Source organism: Endozoicomonas sp. ALB032, from assembly GCF_049310125.1.
In the GTDB taxonomy this organism is placed as follows: domain Bacteria; phylum Pseudomonadota; class Gammaproteobacteria; order Pseudomonadales; family Endozoicomonadaceae; genus Endozoicomonas_A.
This window is the reverse complement of the sequence record NZ_JBLYNW010000001.1, coordinates 7043902-7056627: the sequence shown is the minus strand read 5'-3', so window position 1 is coordinate 7056627 and position 12726 is coordinate 7043902. Positions and strand designations below refer to the sequence as shown.

At 48.0% G+C, this 12726-nt stretch carries 13 protein-coding genes; 12 read left to right on the top strand and 1 reads right to left on the bottom strand.

Annotated elements, in window-relative coordinates; genetic code table 11:
• Positions 1–4: 4 nt before the first annotated feature.
• The 10 genes from ACO6VG_RS25645 to ACO6VG_RS25600 all read left to right on the top strand — a co-directional run bounded on the left by ACO6VG_RS25645 (position 5) and on the right by ACO6VG_RS25600 (position 8912).
• Positions 5–592 (top strand): ubiquinone biosynthesis accessory factor UbiJ, encoded by a 588-nt coding sequence (locus tag ACO6VG_RS25645; RefSeq protein ID WP_422134919.1) that lies wholly within the window; start codon positions 5–7, stop codon positions 590–592.
• Between the two features lie 94 nt (positions 593–686).
• A complete protein-coding gene (gene ubiB, locus ACO6VG_RS25640) occupies positions 687–2288 on the top strand; it encodes a ubiquinone biosynthesis regulatory protein kinase UbiB (protein ID WP_422134918.1) in 1602 nt (533 codons plus the stop codon).
• A gap of 17 nt (positions 2289–2305) precedes the next feature.
• Complete coding sequence (hisI, locus tag ACO6VG_RS25635) at positions 2306–2719, top strand: phosphoribosyl-AMP cyclohydrolase (protein WP_422134917.1); 414 nt, start codon at positions 2306–2308, stop codon at positions 2717–2719.
• Positions 2712–3044 (top strand): phosphoribosyl-ATP diphosphatase, encoded by a 333-nt coding sequence (locus ACO6VG_RS25630; protein ID WP_422134916.1) that lies wholly within the window; start codon positions 2712–2714, stop codon positions 3042–3044. Before hisI ends, ACO6VG_RS25630 begins: the two co-directional genes overlap by 8 nt.
• A gap of 136 nt (positions 3045–3180) precedes the next feature.
• The gene (tatA, locus tag ACO6VG_RS25625; RefSeq protein WP_422134915.1) at positions 3181–3399 is read left to right on the top strand and encodes a Sec-independent protein translocase subunit TatA; all 219 of its coding nucleotides are present in this window, start codon (positions 3181–3183) and stop codon (positions 3397–3399) included.
• Positions 3400–3493: 94 nt separating this feature from the next.
• Entirely contained in the window at positions 3494–3868 is a 375-nt protein-coding gene (gene tatB / locus ACO6VG_RS25620; RefSeq protein WP_422476216.1) for a Sec-independent protein translocase protein TatB, read from the top strand.
• On the top strand, positions 3865–4602 hold the full coding sequence (tatC, locus tag ACO6VG_RS25615; RefSeq protein WP_422134913.1) for a twin-arginine translocase subunit TatC: 738 nt from the start codon (positions 3865–3867) through the stop codon (positions 4600–4602). The genes tatB and tatC overlap by 4 nt, the downstream gene beginning before the upstream one ends.
• Before the next feature lie 109 nt (positions 4603–4711).
• Complete coding sequence (locus ACO6VG_RS25610) at positions 4712–7240, top strand: hypothetical protein (RefSeq protein WP_422476214.1); 2529 nt, start codon at positions 4712–4714, stop codon at positions 7238–7240.
• 96 nt (positions 7241–7336) lie between these two features.
• Entirely contained in the window at positions 7337–8047 is a 711-nt protein-coding gene (locus ACO6VG_RS25605) for a 16S rRNA (uracil(1498)-N(3))-methyltransferase (protein WP_422134911.1), read from the top strand.
• 70 nt (positions 8048–8117) lie between these two features.
• Entirely contained in the window at positions 8118–8912 is a 795-nt protein-coding gene (locus ACO6VG_RS25600) for a DUF2059 domain-containing protein (RefSeq protein ID WP_422138713.1), read from the top strand.
• On the opposite strand, the gene ACO6VG_RS25595 is transcribed toward ACO6VG_RS25600, so the two are convergent.
• Positions 8909–11128 carry a primosomal protein N' gene (locus ACO6VG_RS25595; RefSeq protein ID WP_422476212.1) on the bottom strand — a complete coding sequence of 740 codons (2220 nt, stop codon included), beginning with the start codon at positions 11126–11128 and terminating at the stop codon, positions 8909–8911. The genes ACO6VG_RS25600 and ACO6VG_RS25595 overlap by 4 nt on opposite strands.
• A 301-nt stretch (positions 11129–11429) precedes the next feature.
• On the opposite strand from ACO6VG_RS25595, the gene rpmE reads away from it, so the two are divergent.
• Together rpmE and ACO6VG_RS25585 are read left to right on the top strand one after the other, a co-directional pair.
• Positions 11430–11645 (top strand): 50S ribosomal protein L31, encoded by a 216-nt coding sequence (rpmE, locus tag ACO6VG_RS25590; RefSeq protein ID WP_257279891.1) that lies wholly within the window; start codon positions 11430–11432, stop codon positions 11643–11645.
• 137 nt (positions 11646–11782) lie between these two features.
• Positions 11783–12601: a thermonuclease family protein gene (locus ACO6VG_RS25585; RefSeq protein WP_422441952.1), complete on the top strand. Its 819-nt coding sequence runs from the start codon at positions 11783–11785 to the stop codon at positions 12599–12601.
• Positions 12602–12726 lie beyond the last annotated feature (125 nt).

The following is a 12726-nucleotide window of genomic DNA, read 5'->3' as shown; positions in this document are numbered from 1 at the left end:
TATCATGAAGACGGCATTTCTGGCGTTTGTGGAGAACCGGATCAATCAGCTGTTTAAGCTCGATCCCGTTACAGCCGGGGCTTTAAAGTCTCTGGACGGCAGCGTTGTTCATCTCATTGGTCTTCAGCCTGATTTTAACTGCTATGTTTTTCTGGACGCCTCAGGAGTCCGCTGTGCTGGCTGGCATGAGGGCTCTGTTGATGTCACTCTGCAGGGGCCATTAAGTAGTTTTATAACGCTTGCCGCTGATCGAGACGCTTCCTGGGATGCCATCAGAGGGCTAAATGTCTCGGGTGATCAGAAAGTTCTGGAAGCGCTGCAATCTACCCATCGAGGGATGCAGCTCGACTGGGAAACCCTGATCTGTGAGCAAGTGGGTCCAGTAGCAGGGCATTCACTGGCTGAAGGGCTGCGCTTCATAACCTCAACGCTGACAGGCTTTGGAGAAACGCTTCCTGGCCAAGGGGCCGCTTATCTTCAGTACGAATTGGAGCTGGTGCCCTCAGAGTCTGAAATCGGTGCTTTCAGTCGTGAGGTTACCGCTCTGAGTGAAGCTGTGGAAAGCTTGAGCAGACGTTTGAACAAAACTTGATGGGAAAGCTGACAAGGCAGCCTCGAGCGCAGAACAGCCCCTTTGTGAGTTAAGCAAGCGAGTTGAGCAAACAAGAGTATCGCGGGAGAAAAGGGTGCTGCAGTTAACCCGTTTAATAAAAATTGTTGGGGCTATTGCCCGCTACAGGCTGGACGATCTGGTCGAGATCGACTGCCTGCCTTTTCCTGCCAGAGTTCTGATGCGACTCCTTCCCTGGCGATACTTTATCAAGAACAGCGACCCTAGAGCCGTCCGACTCAGAAAAGGGCTGGAATCCCTGGGACCTATCTTTATCAAGTTCGGCCAGATTCTGTCTACCCGTCGCGACCTGTTGCCTGAAGATATCAGTGATGAATTGGCCCGACTGCAAGATCAGGTGGCGCCTTTCCCTGCGACAGAGGCCGTAGCCATCATTGAACGAAGCCTGCAAGCCCCGGTTTCAGAACGGTTTGACCGCTTTGATCACGAACCTATGGCTTCTGCGTCCATAGCCCAGGTGCACACTGCTCGACTGCATAGTGGAGAAGAAGTGGTGGTTAAGGTGATACGGCCTGGCATAGAGAAGGTGATCCGCAAGGATATTCGGCTGATGTACGGCTTCAGTCGTTTGCTGGTCGCGCTTGTAAGAGAAGCCAGAAGGCTCAGGCCAATAGAAGTGGTCAGGGATTACGAGAAAACGATTCTTGATGAGCTGGATCTGTTGCGGGAAGCTGCCAACGCCTCTATGTTACGCAGGAACTTTATCGACTCACAGTTGCTGTTTGTTCCCCGAGTCTATTGGGATTACTGCAAACCTTCAGTGATGGTGATGGAGCGAATTTATGGTGTGCCTGTTGCTGATACAGATACCCTGAAGGCGAAGGGTACCGATATGAAAAAACTAGCGGAAAGAGGTGTTGAGATCTTTTTCACCCAGGTTTTCCGCGACCGGTTTTTCCATGCCGATATGCATCCGGGGAATATTTTTGTCGATATCTCTAACCCTTCTGAGCCAAAATATATAGGTATTGACTGTGGTATCGTCGGTACTCTGGAACCTGAAGATCAGTATTATCTGGCCTGTAATCTGCTGGCCTTTTTCAAACGGGATTATCGCAAGGTCGCCCAACTGCATGTGGATTCAGGCTGGGTTCCTTCCCATACCGTAGTAGGTGAGCTTGAAGCCGCTATTCGGACAGTCTGTGAGCCTATATTTGAACGGCCATTGAAAGATATATCGTTCGGGCATCTGTTGGTCAGATTGTTTCAGGTTGCACGAAGGTTTGAAATGGAAGTTCAGCCCCAGCTGGTTCTTTTGGAGAAAACGTTACTGAATGTCGAAGGTCTGGGCCGACAGCTTTACCCGGAACTGGATTTGTGGAATACAGCACAGCCTTATCTTGAGAAATGGATGAAGGATCAGGTCAGCCCCTGCGGAATCGGCCGCTCAGTACATGATAATATTCCCGACTGGCTGCTGAGTGCGCCTAATATGGCCAGAAATGCTCTGCACAGCGTTAAACAGTTTTCGGAGCATCAGCGAAAGCTGATGGCCATACATAATCGGGCAGACCGGCGAACCGACAAAAGCAAGTGGTTGGGTGGGGTATTGGTTGTACTGGCCGCTACTGTTCTGGTGTTCCCTGAATGGTCTGCACAGCTTCCCTGGCAGGGAGTGTTAACGGGAGGAGCCGGGGTCTGGCTCCTGATTCGATAGGATTGGAGATAAGTAGCATGAGTTGGTTGGATGACGTTCGCTGGAACAGTGATGGTTTGGTGGCCGCGACAGCCCAGGATCATCAAACCGGCAGGGTGCTGATGCAGGCCTGGATGAACCGGGAAGCCTTGGCCCTGACCGCTGAAGAACAGCAAGCAATATACTGGTCACGTTCCCGGGGCAAGCTCTGGCGTAAAGGTGAGTCATCCGGTCATGTGCAGAGACTGCATGAGCTGCGGCTGGACTGTGATGGCGATTCTGTTCTGCTGGTGGTAGAACAACTTGGTGGAATAGCCTGTCACACAGGGCGGGAATCCTGCTTCTATCGTAAGTTGACCGAGGACGGTCAATGGTTAACTACGGATGAAGTTCTGAAAAGTCCCGATGCCATCTACGGTGAAGACAAGAGCGGAAGCAGCGATAATGAATAACATCCTGGATAAGTTGGAAGCTGTGCTGGAAGAACGCCGTCAGGCCAGTCCGGGCAGCTCCTATGTTGCCAGTCTGCATGACGCAGGTATGGACAAGATCCTGAAAAAAGTCGGTGAAGAGTCGGCAGAAACGCTGATCGCAGCCAAAGCGGCAGAATTTGGCGGCAGTCTTGATGATGTGGTTTACGAAACGGCGGACCTCTGGTTTCACTCTCTGATCATGCTGTCCCACCTGGGGCTGAGCTACAGAGAAGTTCTTAAAGAGCTGGAGCGACGCTTTGGTCTGTCTGGCATAGAAGAAAAGGCCTCTAGGCAACCCTCCTGAGTGAGGAAAAACCGGATATCCGGTAGAATAGTATTGATCATACGGCTGCACTTGCAAGAGGGCAGTTGTTAATGTTTCCAGGGGATGTTGGCATAGTGGCTGGCATTTCCCGGCCAGTCTGAAAGGAGGGTGCATTATGGGGTTTGGTGGAATCAGTATCTGGCAGTTGCTCATTATCCTGCTGATTGTGGTGATGTTGTTTGGTACCAAGAAATTGAAAGGCCTGGGAAGTGACCTGGGGGGGGCCGTAAAGGGATTCAAAAAAGCGATCTCTTCTGACGAAGAACAGAAGCCCGGGCAGTCTGAGAACAGTCATCAGAAAAAAGAGACTGAAGATACTCAACGTAAATCCTGAGTCAGGTTGCAGGCCAGTTTGCCTCTTCCCTGTATCAGGACAGGATAAACTGCTTTTACGTTCAACACGTTTTTGAGATACCTTTGGAGATAAAGTGTTCGATATCGGTTTCACAGAGCTGCTTCTTATTGCTGTGATCGCTCTGGTCGTTCTGGGACCTGAGAGGCTGCCGGGTGCGATTCGAACCACGGCCTACTGGATCGGCAAGATCAAACGCAGTTTTCAGTCTGCCAGGGAAGAGCTGGAAAAAGAACTGGATGTCGATGGCATCAAAAGACAGATTCATAACGAACAGGTTATGAAAGAGTTGGAAAAGACCCGCTCTCAGGTGGCCGAGTCGATCAAGGAGCCATTGGAGACATTAAACACGCCCATTGAACCTGGTACAGATCGCGATGAAAAGGACTCTGGTGGCATTAAAAACAGAGCTCAAAACGAAACTGAAGAGAAAAAAGACAAGAGCGCATGAGCGAAGATGGAGCCAACAAAGAACAGCCTCTGGTTCAGCATCTTGTTGAGCTAAGGAGTCGTTTGCTGCGCAGTTTTGCAGCTGTGCTGGTGGTATTTTTGGGGCTCTTCTATTTTTCCAACGATATTTATCGATTCGTTTCAGAGCCCCTGACGGTGCATTTACCCGAGGGTAGCACCATGATTGCCACCGAGGTAGCTTCGCCCTTTCTGGCCCCCTTCAAGCTAACCCTGTTTGTGGCTTTTTTTCTGGCGGTTCCGTATATTTTGCATCAGTTATGGGGGTTTATTGCGCCGGGTCTTTATAAGAATGAGAAACGGTTGGCTATTCCCGTACTGGTAGCCAGTGTTCTGCTTTTTTATCTGGGGATGGCTTTTGCCTATTATGTGGTCTTCCCGATTATCTTCTCTTTCTTTACTACCGTCGGACCCGAATCGGTAACGGTGATGACTGATATCAATCGATACCTCGAATTTATACTGAAATTGTTTTTTGCCTTCGGCATGGCTTTTGAAATTCCTGTAGCGACATTAATGCTCGTGTGGAGTGGTATTTCAACGGTAGAAAGCCTTTCGAAAAAACGCCCCTACGTCATCGTAGGCTGCTTTGTTATAGGTATGTTGCTGACTCCCCCTGATGTTGTTTCCCAATCCCTTCTGGCCATTCCGATGTGGTTGTTGTTTGAAACCGGTCTGTTTTTCTCCAGACTTCTCATCCGGAGAACGTCAGATTAAAGTTGGGATTTCTCTCGCTGTTGGGCTATTGTGTGATTCCTGCCACTGAAATGACTCGCCCTGCTTTGACTAAGTTGAATGGAGGGATGACATAACTTTCAGGACGCATATGGATAATCTTCAGAAGACACCGCAGGACGACAGTATTCTGCACCATCTCAGGATGGCTGCGATCAGTATTAGCAAAGCAACTTTTCTGGCAATTGGCAAAGCCCGGGCTTTCTGTCGGAGTGTCGTTGCAGTGCTGATTCCTTCCCGTCTGAAAAAAAACCTGGATCCTTTTAAACCATCTGCGTCACCTATGAAACAGCGCTCCATAACAGCTATGGAACCCCAGAGGCTGTCAGCATTACTAAAAAGCTATTCATTTCCGGAGGTGGATGCATTCAAGGACGATTTCAAACTCCGGGTTAGAGATGTTATGGATGATATCGTTGCTATTGAAGGCGATAAAGAACTGGAATTATACGAGGAAGTAAAGAGCAGCCTTCTTCAGAGAATTGATGATTGTAAATCTCTGGATGAGATGCTGGTGTTATTGAATGATGTAGTACCGAAGCCCTATCTGAAGAGGCTGTGTATGAGCTTCCTACAGATTGGGCGGGAAACCGGGGCCGATTTGGGACTGTCAGAACGGGGCCATTTATGGCTGGAATCCATGATTCAAAATGAATCGTTTGAAGGGTTAAAGGAAAATCTGTTTCAGCTATTGAAATCCGAGCTGGGTCAATCCACTGAATGGCTGGCGGAAGGTTTTAAACAATATACAGCGAAAGAGCGCAGTCTTTTGCATTCGATTCAGACGGTCGAAGATGTGCCAGAAATGGTTTCACGTCTCGATAACCACTTTGAGCATTGTGAACAATATGGTTACCTTCTGAAACTGAAAGCACTGGTGGAGCAGGCTGGATTTAAGCGGGGAGCGTTTAAGGTGCGGGCCCCGCTACTGGCTGCTGGTTATGAACTGGGTGTATTTAAAGAGACGTTTTTCCCTCATCTGGAATTGATTCATAAGAATGAAAGTGAACAAATAGACAGTCGATCCGGCCTGATAAAAAATCAAATCAGTGCCCTGGCCCTGAATGTCATGAAGGCCAGCAATATCAATGACGTATTTGAGTTGATCAAACAGGAGGCACCTTCAAAATACGCGAAAGACTTGCTGACTGCCTTCAAGGAAATCTGTGAGGAAACCGGCGATAACTTACAGCTGGATCCATCCACAAGACAGTTTCTGGAGGATCGTGAGAACTGCGCTGAAGACACCTCTTTAGATTTAAACTGGAGTCATGTGTCTCAAGACTTTGAGATGGTAGCCAAGCTGAAGGCAGGCCTGATCGGTGATATTGACACTATCATCAAGGGAATATCAGACGAATGTTATGCGAAGGCTGTTCAGGATAAGGTAGTTGAAGAGGGCGAGTCTGCCTCGTCAGAAAAAAAATACGTCTTCGTTTCATATGCCGAGGTTAACCCCGAGGATCTGCCCGATGTTAAAGCCCTGAGAGCACTCAAGGCAAAGGTAGAGCTCTGTGATTCTTATGAAGACATGATTAAAGAGTTGATCAACCACGCGCCTGAAAAATACACCAGACCTTTGTTGCATGCACTGAAAGAAATCTATGGAAAACTGAAAGAGTCTAATGAGGAACTCTCTGATTCAGAGGAAGTTTCACAAGCTCCCGATTTTGTGTCTGATAGCATACATGAAATATCTCCCCCGGTTGAGGTTGACGAATTAAAAGACTTTGAGGTGTCTTTAGATGATGCGCAAATACTCAATAAGGCTCGTGATTCCGAAAAAAAATATAATTTGAAAAACGTATCTATTGGGGATCAGTTAAAAATAACAATGTTAAAGGCGCCCAATAATTCTCAAGGGGAAGAGGTGTTAGATGATAAGCAAGATATTTTGTGTGATTTTTTATTTCAACGAGACATAAAAAAAGTTTTTAAAATAAAGATAAAAGGTAAAGAGTTTGCTATTTCCGTGCCGACGAAAAGTTATGAAGCGGGGCATTGGCCTACTGTGTTAAAGGAAACACAGTCAACAGAACGACTCAGGCAGCTAGGTTTTAACACGCTCTCTTTTCATAAAACCGTTCTTGTCGAGATAGACGGTGTGACTGTTCCCGCCACAGTTATGCCTTTATTTGACGATCTTGATGGCCAGATTGCAGATCATAAAAACGCCTATGTTCTCGATTCGTTTATAGACGACATTGCTTTTATAGATCAAAGTACTGGAGAAAAGTTCAAGGCTGAAGAAATTCCTGACGAAGTGGCGTTTTGTGGTGTACTTCAACATGCTATTGAAGACGCAGGCATATTGGTGAAGAATAAAATATGTCTGGACTCTGGCTCAATTAACTATCAGATACTCGAGTCTGGTGATGTTAAGTTGTTTTTGTCCGATTTTCCAAGAGGTATAATCGAAACAAATTACACACATATGGATTTATGCAAAGCTTATGCTTCTCACTTGGTAGATGCTTTTGTTCGGTGTCTTAGAAAGCAGGATTGCATGAAATTTGAGACAGTCCATAAAAACCCAAGATTCAAGCAAAAATTAATTGAGTTGATCGATCTGGCTTCCAAGGGGGAGAGAACCCCTAGACCTCCCAGGGAGTCAAGTTGACTCCCTGCAACGGATCTTCGATAAAATTAGCCTTTCGTTAAGGGCGCTTTATCTGGAAAATGCAGGTTTCTTTTCTGACTATTGATGCTTCCCGATATGAACCTGCTGTTATTGACTCCCACCGATTTTATTTCTGAAAGCCGCGTCAGGCTGACGGGAAGATCTCTTCAGCATGTCCTGAACGTTCATCGCTCTCAAGCGGGTGACAGCATCAGAGTAGGGATGCTGGATGGAGAAATGGGTCAAGGCGTTATTGTTTCTCTGACGGATCAGGCAATGGAGTTGGATGTCTGTCTGGATCAAAAGCCTCCTGAACCTCTGCCTCTGACGATTCTGCTGGCTCTCCCGCGTCCGAAAATGCTGAAAAGAAGTCTGCAACACTTGTCGTCTCTTGGGGTTAAGAAAATCATTCTTATGAACAGTTACCGGGTCGAGAAAAGCTTTTGGCAGTCGCCCTGGCTGACAGGAGAAAAAGTCCGCGAACAGCTTATTCTGGGGCTGGAGCAGGCAAGGGACACGCAGCTCCCGGAAGTTATTCTTGAGAAGCGCTTTAAGCCTTTTGTTGAGGATCGATTGCCCGCCATTATGGACGGCAAGCGTTGTCTTGTCGCCCATCCTTCAGGCGGAGTCCCATGCCCTCATCAGGTCGATGATCAAGTGGTTCTGGCGATTGGGCCTGAGGGTGGATTTATTCCTTACGAAGTGGAAAAGCTGGAAGAGGCAGGGTTTGACCGGATTCATCTGGGCTCAAGAATTCTCCGGGTTGAAACCGCTGTCACAGCGATTACCAGTAAATTGTACGACTGAATGGTATTTTACACTGACCTGCGGTTTAGGTATGTTGTAAGAAAAGCCTTCCCGTTCGCAGAGTGAGTGTATGGATACACAAAGCGACTTTTCATTTCCAGTATTGAGCCATTGTTCAAAATCTCTGGCTTTCTTGCTTTTGTTTTTCCTCAGCGGAAAACTGACAGCCGCTGATAAAGGTGCTTTACTGGATGAGCTCTATGATGACGCTCAGCTGGAACAGCAGCTTGGTTGGGTGCTGTCCAGCATGACCATTAACCAGAAGGAATATTCACTGCCTCCGGAAGTGGTGAGTACGGTTAATCAGGTCGTCAAGGTCCGCTACAGTCCCGATCTTTTCAAATCTTCCATGGAAGCGACTCTCGATGAAGCGTTAAGTATCGGTGAATTACTGAAACTTTTGGACTGGTATAACTCGGCACTGGGTCAAAAAATTCTGCGCTTGGAAATGGAAGCCAATGATCCTCGCAATGCAGAGCGTATGCAGGCTTACATTCAAGAAAAATTATCCACTGAGTTACCTAGAACCAGTCGTGTTCGTCTGATTGAAGAATTGATGGAAACTCTGGATGCGGTTGAACTGGGTACTGAGCTGGCTGCCAGTGCGTCGGTGGGAGCCAAGCGCATACTCCATGAAGTCATGCCGATCAATGACGGACGTCCTTTAAGACCGCCTGAGGTGCTCAAGGCAAGGGAAAAGCCGATCATTCGTAAGGGGATGAACGATCATATGAGGTACGTCTATCTCTATACCTATCGAAGCTTGCCAGATATTGAGATTCGCGACTATCTGAATTTTGCCCGAAGCTCTGCCATGCAGAATTTTCAGCGTGGTCAGATCCTGGCTATAGCCCGAATTCTTTAAGTCATCTCCTGAGGGTCCACGTCCAATGTCCAGCGAAGGTCTTTCGGTAATTTCATGGAATCCAGGTGTTTGACGGCAATATCCAGTAAGCGATGCAGAGAAACACGCTGGTAACTCTGCAATAACAGCTGATAACGATAACGCCCCTGTCTTTTTTCCATAGGCGCCGGGATTGGGCCCAATACTCTGACAGAGCCTTGCTGGTGGTGGTTTAATAAAATATGCCTGAGACTTTTTAATAAATTTTCCCCCGCTGCCGCCATAGATGACTCTGTTCTGAACAGGGCCAGATAACCTTCAGGTGGCAGCTTGAGTTGTTTTCGTTCGATCATCAAGCTGTCTGCAAAGCGACTGTACGGCTGGCTGACCAGCATCTGTAAAGCGGGATGCTGAGGGTTATGAGTTTGGATAATGACATGCCCCGGTTTCTTTTCCCGGCCTGCTCTGCCAGCGACCTGAAGGATCAACTGTCCGGTTTTTTCCAGCCCTCGGAAATCGGAACTGAACAGCCCGGAATCGGCATTGATGATTGCGACCAGAGTAACATCGGGAAAATGATGGCCTTTGGCCAGCATTTGAGTTCCCAGAAGTATGCAGGGTTCGCCAGTTTGGACCCTATCCAGAATCTCTGAAAGCGCATTTTTTCGACGAGTCGAATCTCTGTCCACCCGAATCAAAGGAATAGTCGGGAATATTTGCTCCAGAATTTGTTCGCACCGTTCGGTACCCTGACCTGCAGGCTGAAGGTTTTTACTGTGGCATTTTGGGCATGACCAGGGAATAGCAGTTTGGTAATCACAGTGATGACAATGCATATGAGGTGGCGTGCGATGCAGTGTCAGATGGGCATCGCAGTGCGGGCAATCCATGACTTCACCGCAATCATGGCAGATCAGGGAGGGGGCGTAGCCTCGGCGATTCAGAAAGACCATGACCTGTTCGCCCTTATCCAGAGTTGACTGCATCCTTGTTATCAGGCCCTGGGCAAAACCTTCATGGAGTATTTGCTGACGGATATCGAGTAGTTCCAGAGTCGGTGGGCGGGAATGTCCTGCCCGGCTGCTGATCTCAAGATGGCTGTAACGACCTTTTCTGGCGTTCACGAGGGTTTCCAGAGAAGGGGTGGCGGATCCCAGGACAACCGGGCAGTCTGCTATTTTTGCCCGGTATATGGCCAGATCCCGCGCGTTGTATCTGAGGGTGTCCTGCTGTTTGTATGAGTTGTCGTGCTCTTCATCAACAATAATTAATCCCAGTTTGGGTAGAGGCGTAAAAATTCCTGAGCGGGTAGCAATCAATACCCCGGCTATGGTTCGGCTGGCAGCTAGCCAGCCCTGCAAACGTTCGCCATCACTCAATCCGGAATGAAGGCAGGCCACGGGGACAGAGAACCGGCTGCGAAATCGTCTGACGGTTTGAGGCGTCAGACCGATTTCAGGAATCAGAACAAGCACCTGTTTACCGGCTTTAAGAGTAGCTTCTATGGCCTGGAGGTAGACTTCCGTTTTACCACTCCCGGTGACACCATCCAGTAAAACAGGGTGAAAAGTGAGGCATGCCAGAATGCCTTTCAAGGCGAAAGCCTGTTCAGTATTCAGGTTCAGCGGTTCCTGTCTTAGCGGGTTTGCATACTCAGTGAAATGTTGGTCAACCCGCTCAACTTCGTGTACGACAACTCGTTGTTTCTTTTGCAACTGGGTGAGAATGGTTTTACTGATACCGACTTCCCGAAGTTCTGGCTCTGACAGACCTTCAGGGTATTTTTCCAGCCATTGTAATGCCTTGAGTTGTTTGTGAGCTCTTTTCAGAGACTGGGTGATGGCTTTATCAAGCGGGGCGGTGGGGCGCCAGAGTGCTATTTTTTCCCGGGTTGCAGGTTTTCCCTGTCGGAGGGCTTTGGGCAATGCCTGAAGCAGGGTTTCTCCCAGGCTGTAGTGATAATAACTGGATGCCCATCGGCAAAGTTGCATGATGTCTCTGGGGATTATAGGGCTCTGGTCTGGAACAGCAGAGACTTTTTTGAGCTTTTCTCTGGGATAATCGGATTCAGGTTTAATGGCTTCGATTATGCCAACCAGCTTTCTGGGTCCAAATGGAACCTGAACTCTCATACCCGGTTGCAGGTTTACCTCACTATCCGGAGGAAGATAGTCGAACATCTGCCTCAATGGGGTGGGTATGGCGATGCTGAGATAATTATCGTCACATGAGGTCATGAGGCTACTTTTAATGGCTAATGGCGTCAGGAGCCTTCCGACAGGCTCCCGCTCAGTTTAACCTGAGTTGCGGTTCGGTTGAAATGAACGGTCAGTGAAATACCAGTATTTGCCTGACGGGGATACTTTGGTATGATTCTGCCACAATTTTCCAGGGTCACTGAATGGCAGTCTCTGGGCAGTGCATTCTATTGACTGCCCCGGTAATGACAGTTTGTGACCGTTTCGCGTGCGGTGCCCAGGCCGAGTTGCTATTAGCCAGAGACCGGGTGGCGGCACGCATTGTTTTGAGGTAGATCCCATGAAGCCGGAAATCCATCCGAATTACGAAGAAATCGAAGTTACCTGTTCCTGCGGTAACAAGATCAAGACTCGCTCTACTCTGTGCAAAGATCTGCACATTGAAGTTTGTTCAAAGTGCCACCCATTCTACACCGGCACTCAGAAAGTGATGGACACTGGCGGTCGTATCGAGCGCTTCACCAAGCGTTTTGGCAAGGTAGGTGCTCGCAAGTAAGCATTTACATGCTTGCTTTTAGCCGGACAGCCACGAATCAGAAACAGTCGTAAGCTATAGAACAGTCATGAACCTGGAATAGTGTGAGTTGAAAATACCGCTATGCTTGTTCGGAGAATGATTCTAAAGGTAGTATGATGAGCTTTTCTGACTTTGCTGGCTGTGCAAAAAAGGCGATTCGCATTTTTGCGGGCGCCTTTTTTTGTGTTTGGCAGTTTTGCCTGATCTCCCCCGCATTTGCCATTGAGACCTGCACTCAGAGTGGCCCTTCAGAAACTGTAAAGTGGGATTATATTGTTGACGGCGATTCATTGTGGTTGAAGGATGGTCGTAAAATTCGTTTCCCCTCCATCAATACACCTGAAATAGCCTATGAAAAAAAGCCGTCAGAACCCTTCGGAGATGAAGCCTCTCTGGCCCTCAAAAAGTTGCTGTCAGGAACGCAAAAAATCAGGATTCAGGTCGTTGGAAAAGACCATTATGGTCGAGTACTTGCCCATCCCTTTTTAATGGATGGTCGATCCATTGAGTCACTGCTCATTGAAAAAGGCCTGGGTTACCAACTCTTTTCTGAGGAGCTTGATACTTATCGGCAATGTCTGAAGCGGCAGGAAGCCGAAGCAAGAAAAGAGAAAGCAGGTGTTTGGTCAAAAAATCCTGTTCTGGATATCAAGGACAACGGGTTGAAACCGGGTTTCAGAGTACTCAGGGGCAAAGTCGTTGAGGTTGCGAGTTCCAAAAAGAGTGATTTCTTATGGGTGGAAATGGATGGCCCAGTGGTTATTCGTGTGCCCAAGTTTTCTGTAGATGCAGGGTGGCTAAAAGGTCTGGCAGGTCAGCGTATTGAATTCAGAGGCTGGCTGGTGGATCGCGAGGAAAAAAATAAAGGAGGACGTCGTTACAAGCGTTGGATGGTAGGTATTTACAGTCGAGATGGCGTCCAAAAACTGGAATAATGTTCTGATGAGCATCACTTAATAGTCTGTGCTCTTTCTGTGAAAGGTATTCTGTTCATAGTTAAGGGTGGCACAAAATGTTTTGCCTGCGCTACAGACATTTCGTTACTGAGCATTAATTTGGG